Annotated in this window: 20 protein-coding genes; 8 read left to right on the top strand and 12 right to left on the bottom strand. The window is 72.2% G+C overall.

Annotated elements, in window-relative coordinates; translation table 11 throughout:
• Positions 1-205: 205 nt before the first annotated feature.
• The 8 genes from ACIRQH_RS23440 to ACIRQH_RS23405 form a co-directional block, all read right to left on the bottom strand.
• On the bottom strand, positions 206-862 hold the full coding sequence (locus ACIRQH_RS23440) for a response regulator transcription factor (protein ID WP_358815232.1): 657 nt from the start codon (positions 860-862) through the stop codon (positions 206-208).
• Positions 847-2,118: a sensor histidine kinase gene (locus ACIRQH_RS23435; protein ID WP_404226935.1), complete on the bottom strand. Its 1,272-nt coding sequence runs from the start codon at positions 2,116-2,118 to the stop codon at positions 847-849. Before ACIRQH_RS23435 ends, ACIRQH_RS23440 begins: the two co-directional genes overlap by 16 nt.
• Before the next feature lie 259 nt (positions 2,119-2,377).
• Entirely contained in the window at positions 2,378-3,382 is a 1,005-nt protein-coding gene (locus ACIRQH_RS23430) for an NAD-dependent epimerase/dehydratase family protein (protein ID WP_388864991.1), read from the bottom strand.
• A gap of 122 nt (positions 3,383-3,504) precedes the next feature.
• Positions 3,505-4,101 (bottom strand): winged helix-turn-helix domain-containing protein, encoded by a 597-nt coding sequence (locus ACIRQH_RS23425; RefSeq protein ID WP_358815229.1) that lies wholly within the window; start codon positions 4,099-4,101, stop codon positions 3,505-3,507.
• A 329-nt stretch (positions 4,102-4,430) separates the two neighbouring features.
• Positions 4,431-5,360, bottom strand: a complete 930-nt coding sequence (locus tag ACIRQH_RS23420) for a DUF6891 domain-containing protein (RefSeq protein ID WP_404226934.1) — start codon at positions 5,358-5,360, stop codon at positions 4,431-4,433.
• Between the two features lie 103 nt (positions 5,361-5,463).
• Positions 5,464-6,492 (bottom strand): glutamine synthetase, encoded by a 1,029-nt coding sequence (gene glnII / locus ACIRQH_RS23415; RefSeq protein WP_358815227.1) that lies wholly within the window; start codon positions 6,490-6,492, stop codon positions 5,464-5,466.
• 412 nt (positions 6,493-6,904) lie between these two features.
• A complete protein-coding gene (locus tag ACIRQH_RS23410; RefSeq protein ID WP_404226933.1) occupies positions 6,905-7,591 on the bottom strand; it encodes a hypothetical protein in 687 nt (228 codons plus the stop codon).
• A gap of 213 nt (positions 7,592-7,804) precedes the next feature.
• Complete coding sequence (locus ACIRQH_RS23405; protein WP_404226932.1) at positions 7,805-8,167, bottom strand: arsenate reductase family protein; 363 nt, start codon at positions 8,165-8,167, stop codon at positions 7,805-7,807.
• Positions 8,168-8,376: 209 nt separating this feature from the next.
• On the opposite strand from ACIRQH_RS23405, the gene ACIRQH_RS23400 reads away from it, so the two are divergent.
• Complete coding sequence (locus ACIRQH_RS23400) at positions 8,377-8,685, top strand: hypothetical protein (protein WP_388864996.1); 309 nt, start codon at positions 8,377-8,379, stop codon at positions 8,683-8,685.
• Between the two features lie 134 nt (positions 8,686-8,819).
• Here the strand turns inward: ACIRQH_RS23400 and ACIRQH_RS23395 are convergent, their stop codons facing one another.
• The gene (locus ACIRQH_RS23395) at positions 8,820-9,956 is read right to left on the bottom strand and encodes a winged helix DNA-binding domain-containing protein (RefSeq protein ID WP_404227035.1); all 1,137 of its coding nucleotides are present in this window, start codon (positions 9,954-9,956) and stop codon (positions 8,820-8,822) included.
• 242 nt (positions 9,957-10,198) lie between these two features.
• Here ACIRQH_RS23395 and ACIRQH_RS23390 point away from each other — a divergent pair, with 242 nt between their 5' ends.
• The 6 genes from ACIRQH_RS23390 to ACIRQH_RS23365 all read left to right on the top strand — a co-directional run bounded on the left by ACIRQH_RS23390 (position 10,199) and on the right by ACIRQH_RS23365 (position 16,494).
• Positions 10,199-10,705, top strand: a complete 507-nt coding sequence (locus ACIRQH_RS23390; RefSeq protein WP_358815223.1) for an FxLYD domain-containing protein — start codon at positions 10,199-10,201, stop codon at positions 10,703-10,705.
• Positions 10,706-10,710: 5 nt separating this feature from the next.
• Complete coding sequence (locus tag ACIRQH_RS23385) at positions 10,711-12,069, top strand: DUF2252 domain-containing protein (RefSeq protein ID WP_358815222.1); 1,359 nt, start codon at positions 10,711-10,713, stop codon at positions 12,067-12,069.
• Between the two features lie 129 nt (positions 12,070-12,198).
• A complete protein-coding gene (locus ACIRQH_RS23380; RefSeq protein WP_358815221.1) occupies positions 12,199-12,798 on the top strand; it encodes a chemotaxis protein CheB in 600 nt (199 codons plus the stop codon).
• Between the two features lie 64 nt (positions 12,799-12,862).
• Positions 12,863-14,743, top strand: coding sequence for a CheR family methyltransferase (locus ACIRQH_RS23375; protein WP_388865002.1), 1,881 nt, complete (start codon positions 12,863-12,865; stop codon positions 14,741-14,743).
• Positions 14,744-14,752: 9 nt separating this feature from the next.
• The gene (locus ACIRQH_RS23370; protein WP_404226931.1) at positions 14,753-15,601 is read left to right on the top strand and encodes an ANTAR domain-containing protein; all 849 of its coding nucleotides are present in this window, start codon (positions 14,753-14,755) and stop codon (positions 15,599-15,601) included.
• Between the two features lie 152 nt (positions 15,602-15,753).
• Positions 15,754-16,494 carry an ANTAR domain-containing protein gene (locus ACIRQH_RS23365; protein ID WP_358815218.1) on the top strand — a complete coding sequence of 247 codons (741 nt, stop codon included), beginning with the start codon at positions 15,754-15,756 and terminating at the stop codon, positions 16,492-16,494.
• Positions 16,495-16,587: 93 nt separating this feature from the next.
• Here ACIRQH_RS23365 and ACIRQH_RS23360 read toward each other — a convergent pair whose 3' ends face one another.
• Complete coding sequence (locus ACIRQH_RS23360) at positions 16,588-17,313, bottom strand: DUF1269 domain-containing protein (RefSeq protein WP_404226930.1); 726 nt, start codon at positions 17,311-17,313, stop codon at positions 16,588-16,590.
• A gap of 274 nt (positions 17,314-17,587) precedes the next feature.
• Here ACIRQH_RS23360 and ACIRQH_RS23355 point away from each other — a divergent pair, with 274 nt between their 5' ends.
• Positions 17,588-17,902 carry a hypothetical protein gene (locus ACIRQH_RS23355; protein ID WP_358815216.1) on the top strand — a complete coding sequence of 105 codons (315 nt, stop codon included), beginning with the start codon at positions 17,588-17,590 and terminating at the stop codon, positions 17,900-17,902.
• Positions 17,903-17,939: 37 nt separating this feature from the next.
• Here the strand turns inward: ACIRQH_RS23355 and ACIRQH_RS23350 are convergent, their stop codons facing one another.
• Entirely contained in the window at positions 17,940-18,524 is a 585-nt protein-coding gene (locus tag ACIRQH_RS23350) for a hypothetical protein (protein ID WP_388929837.1), read from the bottom strand.
• A 4-nt stretch (positions 18,525-18,528) separates the two neighbouring features.
• The gene (gene htpX / locus ACIRQH_RS23345) at positions 18,529-19,473 is read right to left on the bottom strand and encodes a zinc metalloprotease HtpX (RefSeq protein WP_358815214.1); all 945 of its coding nucleotides are present in this window, start codon (positions 19,471-19,473) and stop codon (positions 18,529-18,531) included.
• Between the last annotated feature and the right edge of the window lie 297 nt (positions 19,474-19,770).

Below are 19,770 nucleotides of genomic sequence, written 5' to 3'. Positions count from 1 at the left end.
CTCTGACTTCCTTGCGGGGCATCGAGGGCGCCCGACAGGAGTGAAGCGGCTCCATTCCATACGCACGGGGCGGGTGGGGTGTTCAGAAACCCCCGAAAATCTTAGAACTTCGTGAGACCAATTCGGGCACAATGGGCTCAGAAGCCCCCGAATTCACGGGAGTTGTTCTCGCTCAAAAGGTTTGAGGGCGCTTTTTGACTGAAATTCAGTGGGCGTCCCGGTCCAAATAGGCGAGCACCGCGAGGACGCGCCGATTGTCGTCGTCCGACACCTCGAGGCCCAGCTTGGCGAAGATGTTGGAGGTGTGTTTGGCGATCGCCCTTTCCGTCACGACGAGCTGCGCCGCGATCGCCGCGTTGGAACGTCCCTGCGCCATCAGATCCAGCACCTCCCGCTCCCGCGGAGTGAGCCGTCCGACCGGCTGGTCCCCGACCGTCCGCCGGGCCAGCAGCTGCTGGATCACCTGCGGGTCCATGGCCGTGCCTCCGGCCGCCACCCTGCGTACGGCGTCGATGAACTGCTCCGCGTCGAACACCCGGTCCTTCAGCAGATAGCCGACCCCGCCACTGCCGTCGGCGAGCAGCTCGCGGGCGTACAGCTGCTCGACGTGCTGCGACAGGACGAGCACCGGCAGCCCGGGCCGCTCACGCCTGGCCGTCAGCGCGCACTGCAGCCCCTCGTCGGTGTGCGAGGGCGGCAGCCGTACGTCCACCACCGCCACGTCCGGCTGCAACTCCCGCAGCGCCCGGGCGAGTTCGGGCCCGCTCTCGACCGCCGCGGCGATCTCGAAGTCGTAGGCCTCCAGCATCCGGACCAGGCCGTCGCGCAGCAGGAAGAGATCTTCGGCTAGGACAACACGCAAGGGATCTCCAGGGTGACCCGGGTGGGACCGCCCGCGGGGCTGCTGACGGCGAGGACGCCGTCGAATGTACCGAGCCGCCGCTCGATCCCGCCGAGTCCGGAGCCGGCGCCGACGCGGGCGCCGCCCCGGCCGTTGTCGGTGACGGTGATCCGGAGCGTGCCGCCGCGGTGGTGCACGTCGATCCAGAGCCGGTCGGCGTCCGCGTGCTTGACCGCGTTGGCCAGCACCTCGCTCACCGCGAAGTACGCGGCCGACTCGACCGGCGCCTCCACCCGCCCGGCCAGGTCGACGTCGACCTCGCTCACCGGCGGCAGGCTCAGCGCCAACGCCCTGATCGCGTCGCCGAGTCCGCGTTCGGCCAGTACCGGCGGATGGATGCCCCGGACGAGGTCGCGCAGCTCGACGAGCGCCTCGGCCGAGGACTTCCGCGCCTGTGCCAGCAGGTGCTTCGCCCGCGCGGGGTCCTTCTCGATGAGCGCCTCGACGGTTCCCAGGTCCATGCCCACCGCGACCAGGCGGGCCTGCGCGCCGTCGTGCAGGTCCCGCTCGATGCGGCGCAGTTCGGCGGCCGAGGTGTCCACGGCCTCCCGCCGGGTCTCCGTCAGCACCCGTACCCGCTCGGCGAGTTCACCTGCGCCGGGGGCCAGGACGGCACGGGTGACGCGGAAGTGGAGCCGCAGGAGGGGAGGGGCGAGGAAGAGGGAGGCGGCCAGGAGCGCGGCGCCGAGGACCCCCGCGGCCAGGGCCGACGCCTGACCGGAGACGGGAACGAACCCGTACCACCAACCGACGTACGTGCCGTCCGTGAACACGCGCCACAGGCCGAGCGCGAGCGCGAAGCCCTCCAGCGGGTACAGCACCAGCGCGGCGGGCAGCACCGCGGTGACGAACCCCGCGGTCATGTCGAACAGCAGCCAGCGCACGTCCCGCCAGGTGGCCGGGTCGCGGAGCATGCCGAAACACCGCGCCCAGGGGTTGGCCCCCTCGGGCAGCGGCCGGTAGGCGGCCGGGATCCGCACCTCGCACCACCGGGCCGCGACCAGCCGCCGCGCGTCCGCGAAGCCCCGCATCGCGGTCAGCACCCGCGGTGTCGTGACGATCCCGACGCCGACGGGGACCAGCAGGACGGACACGACGGTCAGGACGAACAGCCCGACCGACCCCGCCAGCCCCGTCACGGCGACCGCCAGCCCCCGTGCCCCGGCCAGCAGGGCCTCCCGCCCGCGTGCCCGCGCCTCGAACCTCTGCGACTCCATGCCCCGAGTCTCGCCGACCGACGGAACCCCGTCACTGGGCCGAACCCCCTGCCGGGGGGTGGTGCCAGCAGCACCCCCCGGCAGGGGCGGGGTGGGAGCGGGCTGCCGATCGTGGTTGTCCCGGGGCCCGTTCACGGCTCGCGCCCCCGGGAGGACGGGAGCCCGAGCCGTGGCCGGATGACGGGTCGGTCCGCCCCGGCCGGTGCGGCCGGGCGTCGTGACGCCTCACCCGTCGCGTCGCGGGCGGCGCCGCGGCGTCTCACGTGCCGAGGACCTTCGCCTCCACCGCGGGGTCGAGGCCCACCGCCGGCCGGTCGGGCCGCAGCGGCGCCGTCCCGCCGCGCGACCGGAGCCACTCCCAGGTGTCGGCGACGGTCTCCCGCACGGGCCGGCAGCGGAGCCCGGTCGCGACCGCCCGGGAGACGTCCATCGAGTACACCGCGGCGTGCAGTTCGCTCGCGGGCGGCACCCATACCGGCAGCTGCGTCCACGGCTCGATGCCCGCCGCGAGGACGGTCTCCGGATCGGTCCACCGCAGCTCCGCGCCGCCCCCGGTGACCTCGGCGCACGCGTCGAGCAGCGCCCCCATCGTGCTGTGGCCCTGCGTGCTCACCAGGTCGTACGCGCCGCCGAGCCCCGCCTCCGCCGCCGTGAGCGTCCACTCGGCGAGGTCCCGCACGTCGACGTACTGGAGCGGCAGTTCACGCGGGCCGGGCGCGAGAACGGGGCCACCGGCCGCGATCCGGTTCAGCCACCACGGCAGCCGCCCGATGTTCTCGTAGGGCCCGAGGATCAGCCCGCACCGCACGAGCAGGGACTTCTCCGGCCCGAAGGCGTCGATGGCGGCCAGCTCGCCACCCCGCTTGTCCCGCGCGTAGTCGGTCGCCTCCGCGTCGGGCGACGCCCCGTCCACGACCGGCGCGTCCTCGCCGGCCCCGGCCTCCCGTGGCCAGGCGTACACGGAGCAGCTCGACACGTACACGTAGCGGGAGACCCGCCCGGCCAGCAGCCGCGCGCTGTCCCGGACCACGCGCGGCGCCCCCGACCAGGTGTCGACGACGAGGTCCCACGCGTCGGCGGTGCCGGCGAGCGCCGCGAGCCCGTCCGGAGCGGTGCGGTCGCCCAGCAACGACCGCACCCCGGACGGTGGTTCGTGCCGGCCGCGGTGGAAGACCGTGACCTCCCACCCCCGGCCGAGCGCCGCCTCCACGACGGCGCGCCCCACGAACTCCGTCCCGCCCAGCATCAGAAGTCTCCGTGTCATACGGACGACTCTGCCCGCCGCACCCGGCCCGCGGAACAGAAATCTGCCGACAGAAGATCCGGCCGGGGCGGCGGGTGCGGAGGCGGACGGGTCACGGGAGAGCCGGTCGAACCGGGCTCAGGTCAACGGCCGTTCGACGGGGCGTACTTGTAGCCCACGCGGCGCACCGTCTGGATGGACTGCCGGTGCTGCGCCCCGAGCTTGCGGCGCAGTCGCGCGACATGGACGTCGACGGTCCGTCCGTCGCCCACGTGGCCGTACCCCCACACCGTGGAGACCAACTGGTCGCGGGTGTGCACCCGGTGCGGGTGCTGGACGAGATGCGCGAGCAGCTCGAACTCCAGGTAGGTGAGGTCCAGGACCCGTCCGTCGACCTCGGCGGTGCGCTGCACGGTGTCGATGCGCACCAACGGTTCACCGGCGCCCGTGCCGGTGAGCGACGGCTCGGCGCTGTCCGGTGCCGCCCGGTCCGGTACGGCCACGGGCAGCAGGGGCTGCTGGTCCGCCGGCACGAGGACCAGGTAGCCGATCATCGGCGGCTGGCCCGGCAGGACCGGCAGGGTGTGCGGGGGAGCGGGCAGCCAGGTGGCGCCCGGCGGCAGGAAGCCGGCGACGTCGACCACCTCGTCCCGGTCGACGGCACGCAGTCGGTGCCGTCCCGGAGAGGTCGAGGGGGTGGGAGCCGTCGCTACGGAGGAGAAGGAACGAGTGGTCGCCATGAGAGGTCAGCTCTTTCGCGCGAGAAGTCCGTCGGGGTGATCGACGACCGCGAGTTCGTGGTCGGGTCGTCGAGGACGTACGTCGTGCGCGCTGGCCGAAGGCCGGGGTGTACGGCTTTAGAGGGCCGGCGCGTTCGTCGCGCGGCAACACACCCGGTCGAAGTCGTGGTGCTGACGGGAAGGCCAGAAGGGCTCGAGGTCATGGCGACCCGTCGCGATGCACTTCCGGAAGCTGGCCATGCCCCCATTGAAGCAGAAGGCGGGGCGCGGGAGGAGAGTCCTTCCACGGACCGGACGCATCCTTGGCGTGAACGTGACGCCGCGAGCCCCTATCCGACCAGGCGCTTGTGCCACGTCAGGCGGGTCACGTGGACGGCGCTGTCCGGGGAGCCGTCCCACTGGGCGGACAGGCCCGCCGCGTCCAGCGCCGCGACGACCTCGCGGCCGACGGACGCCGTGGTCGCCGCCGAGCCGTCGAACCCGCCGTACAGCAGCGTCAGTCCGTGACCCGCCGCGGCGCCCTCCGTGCACTGGGAGTGGAAGTAGACGAAGCCGCGCGCTCCCTCACCGCCCTCGGCCCCTATCTCGGCGGTGCCGCAGGTGCGGCAACAGGTGAAGTCCTCCCGGGCGGTGATCCCGCCCGCGTCGAGCGCCTCGAAGACCTCGGTGAGGCGCTCCGGGTCCGTCACCCCTTCCCAGAGCGCCTGTTCGGCCAGCCGCTCGGTCCACAGCCGGTCGACCAGTTCCCTGGCCTGGGCCCGGGAGACCGGCCGGTGGTCGCCGTCGACCAGATACTCCTCGGCGTCCTCGGTGAGCCGCGCCCGGCCGGCGTACCCGCAGCGCAGCAGCTCCCTGATCCGCGGCTCGATCTCGTCCAATACGTCCGCGGGCAGTTCCGGGACCTCCTGCGGGGCGTCGTGGCCGAGCGGCTCCCATGTGAGGCCCGCGTCCCAGCCGTCGTCGCCCCGGGCCCAGCCCGCCATGGCCTCCGCCACCCGGTCGGCGTCGCCGGCGCCCAGCGTCGTGCCGAAGAAACGGGCGCGGTCCTCGCGGTGCTCCAGGCGGTAGTCACCGCCCCGCTCGTGCCACACCTGCGCGAAGACGTCCGGCACGTCCGGTATCCGCTGCGCGACCAGGAAGCGGTCGCCCGGGCCGCCGATCCGCCGCACCAGCGTCCGCAGCCCGTCCGCCGGAACACCCTGGTGGCGCTGCCCGTTCTCCGTCTCGACGCTGACGGCGAGCTGTTCTTCGTTCCCCATGGGCCGACTCTGGCACGTCCCACCGACAACGCCTCCGCGGGCCGGGGAACGTGAAGGGGCGCCCGCCGGTCCGGCGGGCGCCCCTTCACGGGTGTGCGGTGGATCAGACCTGGCCGGCCTTCTCCAGGGCGGTGCAGCAGGTGTCGACGATCAGGCGCGTCACGACGTACGGGTCGACGTTCGCGTTGGGACGGCGGTCCTCGATGTAGCCCTTGCCGTCCTTCTCGACCTGCCACGGGATACGGACCGAGGCACCGCGGTTGGAGACACCGTAGGAGTATTCGTTCCACGGGGCGGTCTCGTGCAGGCCCGTCAGGCGGTCGTCGATGCCGGCGCCGTAGTGCTTGACGTGGTCCATGGGCTTCGAGCCCTCGCCCAGCGACTCGCACGCGGTGATGATCGCGTCGTAGCCCTCGCGCATCGCCTTCGTGGAGAAGTTGGTGTGCGCGCCCGCGCCGTTCCAGTCGCCCTTCACCGGCTTCGGGTCGAGCGTCGCGGAGACGCCGAAGTCCTCGGCGGTGCGGTAGAGCAGCCAGCGGGCCACCCACAGCTGGTCCGAGACCTCCAGCGGCGCCAGCGGGCCGACCTGGAACTCCCACTGGCCGGGCATGACCTCGGCGTTGATGCCGGAGATGCCGAGGCCCGCCTTCAGACAGTTCTCCAGGTGCGCCTCGACGACGTCACGGCCGAAGATCTCGTCCGAGCCGACACCGCAGTAGTAGCCGCCCTGCGCGGCCGGGAAGCCGCCCTCGGGGAAGCCGAGCGGGCGCGTGCCCTTGAAGAACGTGTACTCCTGCTCGATGCCGAAGATCGACTCCTGGGCGCCGAACTTCTCGGAGACCTCGGTCAGCGCGGCACGGGTGTTGGACTCGTGCGGCGTCATGTCGATGTTCAGGACCTCGCACATGACGAGGACGTCGTCGCCGCCGCGGATCGGGTCCGGGTAGGTGGCCACCGGCTTGAGTACACGGTCGGAGGCGTGGCCCTCGGCCTGGTTCGTGGAGGAACCGTCGAAGCCCCAGATCGGCAGCTCAGCACCCTTGGCGTCGTCGCCCAGGATCTTCGTCTTGGAACGGAGCTTGGCCGTCGGCTCGGTGCCGTCGATCCAGATGTACTCAGCCTTGAAGGTCACGGGCCACATCCTTCGGGGTGTGTCTTGAGGCGCACTTGCGGGTGCTGCGGCGCTGCGGCACCGGGACGCCGCTGGGGATGCCGGCAGCCTGTCAACCGGCGATTTCCCGGTCGTTGCCCGAATGTGAACCCCGTGTTACCCGGCCTGTGTGTGCCCCGTCTCACGCGGGCCGCCCCGCTGCCCGTGTTCGCGCGACGGTGTTCGCAACCGCGATCCGCCGCCCCGCTGCCCGGCCCGGTCCGGAAGGACCCGGCCCGCGACCGGCTCGTATGCGATGGGCGTGGAGACGATACGGGCGATGTGATGCGGTTACGCACCCGTTGCCCGACCGCGCGAAGGCCCTGTCCCCACCGGTCCGGAGGAACCGGCGGGGACAGGGCCTCGACCCGTTGCGTCCGCTACCCGGGGAGCCCTAGCCCACCTTCTCGATGCGGGCCTTGCGGATCAGGAACTTGCCGGGTTCCCTGACCTGTTCGAAGGCCGCGTTGTTCAGCAGGGCACAGCTTCCGGAGACCGAGGTGACTTCCACGGTCGTGGACTTGTTGTTGTCCAGGTTGGTGACCTTCAGCTTCGTCCCGGCCGGGAACTGGTTGCTGGACGCGGCCGGTGCGCCGCCCTCGCCGGAGAGCGTGACCGTCGAACCGGTGCAGACCTGCTGCCCCGTGGCGGCGCCCGCTCCCGCGTTGTCCGCGGGCGCGGTCTGCGCCGGGTCCGCCTGCGCCGGAGCGGAGGGGGCGGGCGCGGCCACGGCCGGCGTGGACCGGCCCGGCTGCGGTGCGGTCTGGGAGTCCTGAGCCGACTCCCCGACCTCGCAGCCGGACGCCTCCTGCTGAACCTTGATCTGCGCGAGGACGGCCTCGCGGTTGGCGATCCGGGCCTCCGACTGGGCGTCGGGCGTGGCCCGCTGGTCCGCGATGAACTTCTGGTTGTTGCCGAGCGCGGTGGCCAGACCCTTGCAGACCGTCGAGGTCTGCGCGTTCTGCACCGACGCGGCGTTCGAGGTGGCGGCGAGGGCGAACGCCCCGCCCCCGGCCACGAGCGCCGCGCCGGTCAGCAGGGCGATCTTCTTCTTGGTGCTGAGCGTTCTCCTACGCGACATGCGCGCCTCCAGTGCGGGGGGAGCGTTACGCCGCTATGTACGGGATACCGAACGGAGTTGCTCAACGATGACCGCGGCCTCGTAAGTAACGTGGATCACAGGGAAGTTGGGGCGGTGTCCGCGCGGGCCCGACCGAACAGCGCTGTTGTGCCGCTTCGTTCGGCGTTCACCACCGGTCCGTTCCGTTCGGCGTTCGCCACCGGCCGCTCGCGCCTACCTCCGGGACAGCGCGTCCCGTACCGCCTCGTCCGTGCGGGCCACGACCGCCGTCCCGTCGTCCGCGGTGATGATGGGCCGCTGGATCAGTTTCGGATGCTCACTGAGCGCGGTGATCCACCGGTCCCGCGAACCGGCGTCCCGCGCCCACCGCGTGAGCCCCAGCTCCTTGGCCACGGCCTCCTGGGTCCGCGTGATGTCCCACGGTTCGAGTCCGAGACGGTCGAGCACGTCGCGGATCTCGTCCTCGCCCGGCACGTCCTCCAGGTAGCGGCGGACGGTGTAGTCGGCGCCTTCCTCGTCGAGCAGGCCGACCGCGCCGCGGCACTTCGAACAGGTCGGGTTGATCCAGATCTCCATGCCGTACACGCTACCTCCTGTTCGATTTTCTGCCATCTCATGCGTCACTCTCGGACCGGGGGTGGAACAGCGTCAATTCCCTTTCTCACCTGGTGCTTTAGCGTCCGTCTGGGCTCCCTGAATGTCAGTGCCGCGCAGTAGACTGATAGCAGTGTTCGAGGATCCCGCCGGGCGGTCCGGAGGGGTCCTGACGCGACAGGAGGATGCTCGTGCCCGCTGCCGCACTGAAGCCGCTGCCCACCCAGTCCACCGCGAGGAGGCCGGTCCAACTGGACCTGCCGTACGAGCCGGTGGAGAAGCGCCCGCTCCCGCCGGGCCGTCCCCGCGACTGGTACGTCACGCACAACCGCCGGCTCAAGGCGATGCGTCTGGCCATCGCCCTGCTCGACTCCGGTGTGTACGTGCCGAACCAGGCGCGCAACGAGACGATCCACAGCGCCGCCCAGCTCATCGGCGTCCACCCGCCGTCGGACACCACGTGCCACATGGTGCGCGCGCTGATGAGGTACGCGCGCTGAGGCGTCCCGCCCGCTGAGGGGTCGGGTACGCCGATCCGAAAGTGCCGGGCGCCCTCGTCGTGCGACGGGGCGCCCGGCATCGGCTGTTCCGGCATCGGTGCAGGGCGTTGCGCCCCGCGCGGGCCGGCGTACCCTCAGCCGGCCGCCAACTCCCTTTCCAGGGGCGTCCGGAAGCGCGGGGTGAAGCGGGTCGCCCCCACCCATTGCTGAAGGCGTCCGGCCTCCGCCGTGATCGCGGCCCGGGCGTCACGGCCCACGCCCTCCGCGTCCAGCAGCCGCCAGGCGATCTCGCCGTCGGGCCGCTGCGCCCAGCCGCCGACCACCCGGCCGTCCCACCACACCGTCGGCCCGACGTTGCCGCTGCGGTCGAAGAGGGCGCCCCGCAGGGACGGGTCGAGATACCAGTCGCGCTCCTGGCGGCTCATCGGCGCCGGGTCGAGGCCGGGCAGCAGCGCGGCCCAGGGTTCCGCGGGTCCGGTGACCGGCTCCTCGTCGCCGGCCGCCACGTAGGCGGTGATCCCGTCGTCGAGCGAGACGGCCACCGCGCCGATCGCGGCCAGCGCCCGCCGCACATCGGTGACCTTCCAGCCCGTCCACCACTTCAGGTCGGCCTCCGTGGCGGGCCCGCACGCGGTGAGCCAACGGCCCAACAGCTCGGATCCGGCCTCGGCGGGCGGCAGTTCGGGATGCGGCGGCGCCACCGCCCAGCGGAACTGGCTCGACGTCCAGGAACCCACCGGACGCCCCCGCACCACCCGGCCCTCGACGCCCAGCACCCGCATCAGCCGGGACGACACGGTCTGCGGGCTCTCGTAACTCTTGCCGGCGCCGTAGGTGAACCGCTCCTTCAACCGGGGCTCGTCCCGGGTGAGTTCGTTCACCGTCGCCTGGCCGCGGCGGGCCGGCGCGGCGAGCGCCGACTCCTCGACCCCGGTGAGCCACTCCTCCGTCAGCCGCCCGTCACTGCCGGCGACCAGGTCCTTGACGAGCCCGGCCCGCGCCTTCACGGCGATGTCCAGCCCGGTCGAGGCGTGCACCACGGCCGCGAGAGCGGTGGGGAACACGAACACCGTGTGCCGCATGCCGTGCATCCGGACGAGCGTCCGGTCCTCGTACAGCGCCCGGTCGACCTCGGCGACGGTCACCCCGGCGTCCACGAGCCGCGCGCCGACCGCCAGGTACACCGTCGACGGATCGGTCCCGTGCAGCGCGACCAGCGCGTCCGCGACCTCCTCGGGCCGCGCCGCCCGCGCGGACGGCGCGAGCCGCATCCGCGTCCCGAGCCGTGCCCGCCGCTCCGCCACCCCGATGTGCCGCGATTTCCCCGTCACGCCGCCTCGCCTCCCGACCCCTGGCCTTCGTGGCGCTCATCCTCCCGGACGGCCGCCCGGTACGGGGCGCGGCTCACCCGTTCGTCCCACCCGGGCATGCGTCGGCCCCGTCCGCGGCCTTGACTGGGGCCACCGCGAGGAGCGGAGCCCGGAGGCGAGACAGGACCACAACAGGAGACGCGATGCAGAGCAACGGCGCACGAGGGCCGGTCCGGCTGATCCTGGCCGTGGCCGCGGTGGTGTCGCTGGCCGCGTCGCTGACCGCCTGTTCCGACGACAGCAGCCCCTCCGACGCGGCCTCCAAGGCCGCCTCCGCCGCCTCCAGAGCCGCGTCGGCGGCCACCCGGGCCGGTGACTCCCTCGCCTCGGCGACCGCCGAGGCCGGCCGGAAGTTCGACGAGTTCAAGAGCGGCGCGGACGCCAAGGACGAGGTCAAGCTCGACGGCTCCGCGAGCGCCGACTCCGACGGCCGCGCCACCGTGAAGGCGACCGTGTCGAACCCGACCTCCTCGGCACGGTCGTACGTCGTCCAGGTCGACTTCCGCGACAAGAGCGGCAACCTCCTCGACACCACCGTCGTGACCGTGAACGACGTCGCGGCCAACGGCTCCAAGGACGCGACGGCCCGCAGCAACCGCGCCCTCACCGGCGACGTCGACACCACCGTCGCCCGCGCCGTGCGGCACTGACGGCCGTGCTCCGCAACGGTGTCACGGCGACCTCGGCGGACCGTGCCGCCCGCGGACGGGCGGCCCGCAAGCGCGTCTCCCGCACCGCGCACGGCACCTGGATCCCCGCCGCCGACCGCCCCGATCCGGTCGGCGTGCTGCAACGGCAGGGCCGGGACCGGCTCCAGGAACTGCTCCCCATCCGGTACGGGCGGATGGCCGCGTCACCGTTCGCGTTCCTGCGCGGAGCCGCCGCCGTCATGGCCGCCGACCTGGCGGCCCAGCCGCACACCGGGCTCACCGTCCAGCTGTGCGGCGACGCCCACCTGCTGAACTTCGGCCTCTACGCCTCCCCGGAACGCTCGCTGCTCTTCGACCTCAACGACTTCGACGAGACGTTCCCCGGCCCCTTCGAGTGGGACGTGAAGCGGCTCGCGGCCAGCGTCGCCGTCGCCGCCCGCGAGAACGGGCACAAGGAGGAGCACGTCTTCGCCGCGGCACGGGCGGCCGCCGGGCACTACCGCGAGACGATGCGCCGGCTGGCCCGGCAGGGCGAGCTGACCGTCTGGTACCAGCACATCGACGCCGACCTGCTGCTGCCGCTGGTCCGCTCCGGACGCAGACGCCGGCGGGCCGAGGCGACCCTCACCCGGGCCCGCCGCCGCACGAGCCTGCACGCGCTCGGCAAACTCACCGAGACCGTCGACGGAAGTCCCCGCATCGTCCACGACCCGCCCCTGCTGGAACCGGCCGGCACCCTCGACATGGCAACGCTCCGCAAGATCTTCAGCGACTACCGCTCCACGCTCACCGAGGAACGCCGCCTCCTGCTCGACCGCTACCGCTTCGTCGACGCCGCCCGCAAGGTGGTCGGTGTGGGCAGCGTCGGCACCCGCTGCTTCATCGTGCTGCTCGCCGGCCGGGACGCCGACGACCCGCTGTTCCTGCAGATCAAACAGGCCGGACGCTCCGTACTCGAAGAGCACCTGCCGGCCGGTCCCTACCTCCATCCGGGGCGCCGCGTCGTCGCCGGGCAGCGGCTGATGCAGGCCGCCGGCGACATCTTCCTCGGCTGGACGACAGGACCCGAGGGACGCGCGTTCTACTGGCGCCAACTGCGCGACATGAAGGGCTCCGCGGACATCGCGGGCATGGACCCCGGTGAACTGCGCGGATACGCCGCACTGTGCGGCACCGCCCTGGCCCGCGCGCACGCCCGCTCCGGCGACCGCATCGCCATCGCCGCCTACCTCGGCGGCGCCGACACCTTCGACCGCTCCCTCGCCCACTTCGCGCTGCGCTACGCGGACCGCACCGCCGCGGACCACCTGGCATTCGGCGCGGCGGTGACGGCCGGCGTCGTCCCGGCCGCCCCCGGCGTGTGACCGCCCCCGCCCACCGCCCCGCTCGCCGGCCATTTCCGGTCCGGAACACGCACCCTCCCGTGCCCAGAATCCGACGTCCGCGGGGGTTCACCGCCGTCGGTGACCCCGATACGGCGCTACGCTCCGTGTATGAGGGCTGAAGCGTCCACTCCGGAGCAGTACGCCGTCGTGGCGGTCGCCTCCTCGGCGGGCGGCATCTACGCGCTCATCGAACTCCTCGGCGGTCTCGGCGCCGACTTCCCCGTGCCGGTCCTGGTCGTCCAGCACCTCGACCGCCGGCACCGGACGGTCATCGCCGACGTGCTCTCCCGGCGTACGGAACTCGCGGTCAAGCTCGCGGAGGCCGACGAGCGGATCGAGGCCGGCACCGTCTACATCGCCCCGCCCGACCGCCATCTGCTGGCCGGTCCCGAGGGTGTCCTGAGCCTGTCGAACAGCGAGCTCGTCCATTTCGTCCGCCCCTCGGCGGATCTGCTCTTCGAGTCGGTGGCCGGTGCGTACGGGGACCGGGCGATCGTGTGCGTGCTCACCGGATCGGGTGGTGACGGTGCGATGGGGGTGGACGCCGTGAAGTCGCGCGGCGGCACGGTCATCGCCCAGGATCCGGCGAGCGCGCAGTTCCGCGGGATGCCGGAGGCGGCCGTGGCCACGGGCGCGGTCGATTTCGTCCTGCCATTGGAAGAGATCTCCGAACTGATGCGGGGTCTGGTCGCGGGCGAGAAGCAGTGAGCGACAGGCAGTGACCGACAGCAGAGCGACACGAAGTGAATGACACGAAGTGAATGAGGAAGTCATGGCTGACGGGCGGGACGTCGAGACCGACGAGGAACTGGAAGAGCTCCTCGGCTTCCTGCGGGACGCACGCGGATTCGACTTCACCGGGTACAAGCGGTCGACGCTGGGCCGCCGCATCCGCAAGCGGATGGCCGACGCCCAGTCCACGTCCTACGCCGACTACCGGGACCGGCTGGAGACGAGCGCCGACGAATTCGGCGCCCTCTTCAACACCATCCTGATCAACGTCACCTCGATCTTCCGCGACCCCGAGGCCTGGAACTTCCTCCAGAACGAGGTGGTGCCCGAGGTGCTCGCGCAGCTCGGGCCCGAGGAGGAGATCCGGGTGTGGAGCGCGGGCTGCTCCAGCGGCGAGGAGGCGTACTCGCTGGCGATCATGTTCGCGGAGACCCTCGGCCTGGACGAGGCGCTCAACCGGGTGAAGATCTACGGCACGGACGTCGACGAGGAGGCGCTCCGGGAGGCCAGGGCGGGCCTCTACCCGGCCAAGGCCCTCGACTCCCTCGCCCCGGAGCTGCGCGAGAAGTACTTCGACGCGAACGGTGCCCAGTTCAGCTTCCGCGGTGATCTGCGCCGCCGGGTCATCTTCGGCCGACACGACATCACCCGCGACGCCCCGATCTCACGCCTCGACCTCCTCGTCTGCCGCAACACGCTGATGTACTTCAACGTGGAGGCGCAGACCCAGATCGTCGACCGCTTCCACTTCGCGCTGCGCGAGAGCGGCTTCCTCTTCCTCGGCAAGGCCGAACTGCTCCTCAACGACGCCGACCGCTTCGACGTGGTCAGCATGCGCCAGCGGATCTTCCGCCGCCGCCCCGGGAGCCAGCCCACGCCCTACCAGCCGACCGGCGTGAAGATCAGGGCCGGCTCCGCCACCGAGGTGAAGACGGTGGCCCGCACCCGGCAGGTCCGCGACCTGGTCGTCGACGGCGCGCCGATCCCGATGCTCGCCGTCGACGCCGACGGCATCGTCGTCCTCGTCAACAGCCAGGCCCGCACCCAGTTCGGACTCACGGCCGGTGACCTCGGCCGCCCCTTCCAGGACCTGGAGATCTCCTACCGTCCCCTGGAACTGCGCTCACTGATCGAGCAGGCGACGAACGAGCGCCGCTCCCTGCGTATCAACGGCACCGAGCGCCGGGTCGGCGAGGAGCAGCAGTACTACGACATCCTCATCCAGCCGCTGATGTCGGCGGGCAACCCGCCCGTGGCCACCAGCATCACCTTCACCGACGTCACCGTCGCCACCCAGCTCAAGTCCGAGGTCAAGCGCGTACGCGAGGACCTGGAGACCGCCTACGAGGAACTCCAGTCCACGAACGAGGAGTTGGAGACCACCAACGAGGAACTCCAGTCGAGCATCGAGGAGCTGGAGACCACCAACGAGGAACTCCAGTCCACGAACGAGGAGCTGGAGACCACCAACGAGGAACTCCAGTCCGGCAACGAGGAACTGGAAACCATGAACGAGGAGCTCCGGGTGCGTACCGAGGAGCTGGACGCCGCCCGCCTCTTCCTCGAAGGCATCCTCTCCAGTGTCGGCGCCGGCGTCGTCGTCCTCGACCGGGACCTGAGGGTGACCAGCTGGAACTCGGGCGCCGTCGACCTGTGGGGACTGCGTGGCGACGAGGCGATCGGGCAGCCGTTCTTCTCGCTGGACTTCGGGCTTCCCACGGACTCTCTGCGCACGGTGGTCCACGAGTGTCTCGACACCGGCAAACGGGGCACTCCGCGCTATGTGGCGTCGGTCAGCAGACTGGGGAAGTCCCTCCGGTGCGCCGTGCTGACCAGTCCCTTCGACGGCGACGGCGGCGGGGTGGTCATGCTCATGGAGGAGAGCTCCGGCGACGCCTCCGCCCGGACCCGACAGGCGTAGGGTAAGGACATGGAGCCCCTGGGCGGTCGGACCGACCCGGTGGCGCGGGCCCTGCGCCACGCCACCCTGGCCCGAGAGCGCGCGGAGCGCGAGCTGGCCGCCGCCGCACGCCAGGTGCGACTGGCCGAGCGCACCGGGATGGACCTGCACCACCGTCTCGCGCGACTCCACCGGGACTCCGCCTCCTGCCAGCGCACGGCGGCCGAGCTCCAGGAGGCCTACGCCCGGCTGCTCAGCGGCTCCGCCGCCGACGGCCCGCCGGCGACCGCGCCCGACTTCATGGCGTCCGTGGCCGAGGTCTGCGGCACCCGTGGCGCCGCCCTCAGCTACCTCGCCGCCGACCGGAGCCAGCTCGCGGTCGCGGCGTCCGACGAACCGGCCCGCGCCGCGCAGGAGTTGGAGTTCCTTCTCGGTGAGGGACCTGCCACTGACGCGAGCGTGGCGGGCACCGCGGTGCGCGCCGCCGGGCCCGAGCTGCGCGAGCGCTGGCCGGTGTACGGGACGGCACTGCCCGAACTGGGCTTCGACGAGGTGGCCGCCGTACCGCTGCGGCAGCACGACAACTGCGTCGGCTCCCTCACCGTCTTCGACCCGCGGTCCGGTGCGGCGGGTTCCCTCACCGAGGTCGCGGACGCCCTGACCCGGACGATGGTGCTCGGCCCGCAGGCCGACCCCGGGCTGTACGGCGGCACGGATGTACGCGCGGTGGTGCACCAGGCCGCGGGCATGGTGTCGGTCCACGCGGGCTGCGCCGTCGCGGACGCCCTGGAACTCGTCAAGGCCCGTGCCTTCAGCGAGGGTCTGCCGGTTGACACCGTGGCCGAGCGGATCGTCGGGGGAGAGCTGCTCCTCGGCTGACACGGACGGACGCCCACGGCGCGCGGACGGCGGACACCTCGGACCGGCGCCCGGCACACTCCCGGCAAACACGGAGCCGATTCCGCGGACCTGAAGCACCAGAAGCAGGAGAGAACCCCAGTGGCAGAGATCCGAGAGGTGGCAACGACCCCATGAGCACGCCCATGCCGCAGCAGCGGCTGGCCCACGCCTTCGTCGAGTTGGCCGGGCACGGGGTGACCGAGCCCGACGACCCGTCCGGCCTGCTCGCCACACTCGCCGCGTTCGGACCGCGGCTCCTCGGCAGCCACGGTGCCACCGTGATGCACGTCCCCGACGACCATCTCCCGGTCCAGCTCGCCGGGACGGACCCCGACCTGGTGGACCTGGAGTGGGAGGCGGTGGAGTGGGGTGAGGGGCCGGGGCACGACGCCCGGCGGTCCGGCCGCCCGGTGCCGGACAGCCTCCTGGACGCCCCGCAGGCCCAGCAGGCCTGGCCGCGCTACGCCCCCCGCGCCGTGGAGCTCGGCTGCCGTCGAGCCGTCGCGCTGCCGCTCTCCGCGGGGCCCGGCCGGGGCCTGACCCTGGGTGCCCTGGTCCTGCTCTACACCGCGCCCGCCCCCCTCTCCGACGATGTCCTGGCCCTCGCCCGGGCGTTCGCCGACGCGGCCGGCTACACCCTGGCGCGCGACCGCGAGATCCGCCAGAGCCGTGCCCTCGCCGACCAGCTCGGGCACGCGCTGAAGAGCCGGGTCGTCATCGAACAGGCCAAGGGAGTGCTCGCGGCCCGCCGCAAGGTGTCGGTCGACGAGGCGTTCGGCGTCCTGCGCGCCCACGCGCGGTCGCAGCAACGGCGACTGGCGGAGGTGGCCCGGGACGTGGTCGACGGACGACTGGACCTGGGAACCGAATGAGCCGTACCGGACGCCGGCCGGCGCACACGCCTCCGCCCGGCCCCTGACGGCGGGCCGGGCGGAGAAGGCGGGACGGGCCGGGCCCGCCGGGCCTCAGGAAGAGACCGACGCGCTGCTCACGTCCGGCGTGGGCGGGGCGGGCGGAGTGGGCTTCGGCGGCCCGGGCTTCGGCGGGGCGGGCTTGGGCGGCGTCCCGTCGCCGCCGGACTGCGATCGCACGGCGCCGGTCCTCGACGGCGCGGCCGTACCGCCGGACGGGGACGTACCGGTCGCCGTTCGGGGTGCGGCCGTGGTGCCCGCCTCCGGCGCCCGGGCGGTGCCCGAAAGCTTCGACCGCGCGGCCGCGACCGCGTCGCGCAGCGCGTCCTCCTGCTCCTGGCTCAGCGAGGTCTGTACCAACTGGCCGCCGAACTCCGCGATCTGAGGGATCACCTTGTCCCCGGCCGCCTGCTTCACCAGGACGAACAGCGCGGCGGCGCCGGGCCGCAGATTCTGGCTCAGGTCCTTCATGAACCGGTCGTCGACCCCGGTGTCCGTGATCGCGCCGCCGGCCGCTCCGGCCGCCGCTCCCACCGCCGCGCCCAGCAGCGGTGCCAGGAACAGCAGCCCGATGACACCGCCCCACAAGGCGCCGCCCGCCGCGCCCACGGCCGTGTGGCTGACCGCCTGATGCAGCTTGATCCGGCCGTCCTCGTGCCGTTCGACGACGACCGCGTCCTCCAGCTCGACGAGATGCTGCTTCGACAGCTCGAACAGCTTGTCGCGCACCTGGCCGGCGGTCGCCACGTCGTCGTAGGCGACGACGAACAGATTGCTCATGAGGGGAACCCCTTATGTCGATTTCGTTTGACTTTATAGCGATATCGCACAAGGTGCAGTCGGGAGAAATCCAGATGCGTCCGGGCATCCACACTCCCTACGCTGAAGGTGCGTTCACGTACGACACGGCACCTCTTTCCGCCGCACGGGCATCAGTTCACGGACGCGGGGCTACTCTCTACGCACCGACGGACGGCTGCCTTCCCCAGCGCCCCGCCGGCCCATCCAGAAAGCCGTCAAGGCCCTTTCATCCACGCAGCCAAGGAGTCCCGTCATGGGCACCTTGATCTTTTCCGCGACCGCGATCCTGGTCGTCATGGGTTTCTCCAACCACACGCTCTGGCTCGCGGCGGTGGCCGTCCTCTTCCTGTACGTCCGCTACGGCCGGACCGGGGGAAACACGTCCGCCGCGTCCTCCCCGGGCACGCCCGGCACGCCGGCCAAGCCGGGTCCCGCCGCCGGCGGCTCCGGTGCCCGTCCCGACTCCAGCTACCGGGCCTACCGCGACCGGCGCGACCGTCAGGCCCGGTGGGAGCGCCGCTACCGGCGCGAACGCCCCCTGGAGTCACGCCGCCAGGAACGCAAGTAGCTCCGCCCCCGCCCCGGGGCCGCGCGGTCCCGGGGCGTCACAGCCCCGGCGCACCCCAGATCGGGAACCAGCGGCCGAGGTCCTCCTCGACCCGCAGGTCGTTCGCGAGCACCGCCTTGATCTGGAGCTCCAGCGCGTTGTCGCGCCGTTCGCCCGTTCCGGCGAGCGGCGCGAAGGGGTAGAAGGTTCCGCGCTTGTAGAGATAGACGAGACCGAGGTGGCGCTGCCGGCCGTCCTGGAACGCCGCCACGGAGCAGAGCAGCTGGGGTCCGAAGCCGGTGCCCTCCAGGGCGCTGTTGACCGCGTGCAGATCACTCACCAGCGCGGGGAGGTCGTCGGGAGTCCGGCGGGAGACCAGCCACGAGTATCCGTACTCGTCCCGGCTGACCTCCACCGGTGGGCCCGACCGCTCGGCGTCCGCGTCGAGCAGGGCCTGCGCCTCCTGGTGGGCCTCGGCGAAGGCCGCGCCCTCCACGGACGCGAAGCACACCGCGCCGGTGCCGGTCGGCGTGAAACCGGCCGCCGCCTCCAGGGTCACCGCCGCCGACGGGAGCCCGAAGAGCCGGTCGAGGTCCGGAGCGACGGGCTTGCTGCGGCCGAGCAGGATGTCCAGGAACCCCATGCGGTCAGACGGCCTCTCCGGGAGTCGGGGCGATCGGGTCCGGCGCCGCGGGCTCGCCCAGCTCGACGGAGATACGGGCCAGTTGTTCGAGCCGCTGTTCGAGACTCGGGTGGGTGGAGAAGAGGTTGGCGATGCCGGGCTCCCGGCCGAACGCCGGGGTGAAGTAGAAGGCGTTGAAGGCCTGGGCGGTGCGCAGATCCTTCGTAGGGATGCGGCCGATGTCCCCGGTGACCTTGGTCAGGGCCGACGCGAGCGCCGAGGGGCGTCCGGTGAGCAGGGCGGCGGCCCGGTCGGCGGCCAGCTCGCGGTACCGGGAGAGCGCCCTGATCAGCAGGAAGCTGAGGGCGTACACGGCCGCGGACACCGCCATCACCGCCATGAAGATCGCCACGGTGTTCTGGTCCTTGCGGCCCCGCCCGCCGAAGAGCTGCGAGTAGAACGCGAACCGCACGATCAGACCGGCGAGCACACCGAGGAACGACGCCACGGTGATCACGGCGACGTCCTTGTGCGCCACGTGCGACAGCTCGTGCGCGAGGACGCCCTCCAGTTCGTCGGGCTCCAGCCGCCGCAGCAGACCCGTGGTCACGCAGAGCACCGCGTGGTCGGCGTTGCGGCCGGTGGCGAACGCGTTCGGCATGTCGATGTCCGACACGGCGACGAGCGGCTTGGGCATGTCGGCCACCGCGCACAGCCGGTCGACCACACCGTGCAGCTGCGGATACTCCTCGCGCTCCACGATCCGCCCGTGCATGGCGTACAGCGCGATCCGGTCGGAGAACCAGTACTGCGCGATCAGCAGCCCCGCCGCGATCACCACGACCAGCACCCACGACTTCAGCAGCACGATCAGCGCGGCGACGAACGCCACGTACAGCAGTCCGAGCAGGAACAGCGTGACCGTCATCCTCACGGTCAGCCGCCGATCGTTCCGGAACCGGCTCTGCATCTCGCATCACCCCGCAGCTCAGGCACTCGCCCCGGTGTCCATTGTGCGCCCGGCATCCCCCATGAACAGGTGCCGATACCCCCCGAACCGGGCAAAGATATGCCCTGTCAAAAGCCACTTATTTACGCCGCTCCGACACCCGGCCCGGCCCGGGCAGCACGACGGCCGTGGGCCCCCCCCGCGGGGGGGCCCCCCCCGGGGGGGGGGCGGGGGGGGGGGGTTTAACAACAAACGAAACCGAGAAAAACAGAGGGTGGCCCCCCCCCCGGCAGCGGGCCCAAAAGATTGGTGCCACGT

Origin of the sequence: Streptomyces sp. NPDC102279 (assembly GCF_044766365.1) — a bacterium.
In the GTDB taxonomy this organism is placed as follows: domain Bacteria; phylum Actinomycetota; class Actinomycetes; order Streptomycetales; family Streptomycetaceae; genus Streptomyces.
This window is presented reverse-complemented; position numbering and strand designations above follow the sequence as displayed.

Excerpts from the sequence above, each read along its gene's own strand:
- ACIRQH_RS23390 (WP_358815223.1), top strand. The coding sequence starts at position 10,199 with ATGCAGAGCAACGGCGCACGAGGGCCGGTCCGGCTGATCCTGGCCGTG.
- ACIRQH_RS23370 (WP_404226931.1), top strand. The coding sequence starts at position 14,753 with ATGGAGCCCCTGGGCGGTCGGACCGACCCGGTGGCGCGGGCCCTGCGC.
- ACIRQH_RS23375 (WP_388865002.1), top strand. The coding sequence starts at position 12,863 with ATGGCTGACGGGCGGGACGTCGAGACCGACGAGGAACTGGAAGAGCTC.
- ACIRQH_RS23395 (WP_404227035.1), bottom strand. The coding sequence starts at position 9,956 with ATGCGGCTCGCGCCGTCCGCGCGGGCGGCGCGGCCCGAGGAGGTCGCG.
- ACIRQH_RS23355 (WP_358815216.1), top strand. The coding sequence starts at position 17,588 with ATGGGCACCTTGATCTTTTCCGCGACCGCGATCCTGGTCGTCATGGGT.
- ACIRQH_RS23425 (WP_358815229.1), bottom strand. The coding sequence starts at position 4,101 with ATGGCGACCACTCGTTCCTTCTCCTCCGTAGCGACGGCTCCCACCCCC.
- ACIRQH_RS23435 (WP_404226935.1), bottom strand. The coding sequence starts at position 2,118 with ATGGAGTCGCAGAGGTTCGAGGCGCGGGCACGCGGGCGGGAGGCCCTG.
- ACIRQH_RS23405 (WP_404226932.1), bottom strand. The coding sequence starts at position 8,167 with ATGGAGATCTGGATCAACCCGACCTGTTCGAAGTGCCGCGGCGCGGTC.
- ACIRQH_RS23380 (WP_358815221.1), top strand. The coding sequence starts at position 12,199 with ATGAGGGCTGAAGCGTCCACTCCGGAGCAGTACGCCGTCGTGGCGGTC.
- ACIRQH_RS23360 (WP_404226930.1), bottom strand. The coding sequence starts at position 17,313 with ATGAGCAATCTGTTCGTCGTCGCCTACGACGACGTGGCGACCGCCGGC.
- ACIRQH_RS23365 (WP_358815218.1), top strand. The coding sequence starts at position 15,754 with ATGAGCACGCCCATGCCGCAGCAGCGGCTGGCCCACGCCTTCGTCGAG.
- ACIRQH_RS23430 (WP_388864991.1), bottom strand. The coding sequence starts at position 3,382 with ATGACACGGAGACTTCTGATGCTGGGCGGGACGGAGTTCGTGGGGCGC.
- ACIRQH_RS23350 (WP_388929837.1), bottom strand. The coding sequence starts at position 18,524 with ATGGGGTTCCTGGACATCCTGCTCGGCCGCAGCAAGCCCGTCGCTCCG.
- htpX (WP_358815214.1), bottom strand. The coding sequence starts at position 19,473 with ATGCAGAGCCGGTTCCGGAACGATCGGCGGCTGACCGTGAGGATGACG.
- ACIRQH_RS23420 (WP_404226934.1), bottom strand. The coding sequence starts at position 5,360 with ATGGGGAACGAAGAACAGCTCGCCGTCAGCGTCGAGACGGAGAACGGG.
- ACIRQH_RS23410 (WP_404226933.1), bottom strand. The coding sequence starts at position 7,591 with ATGTCGCGTAGGAGAACGCTCAGCACCAAGAAGAAGATCGCCCTGCTG.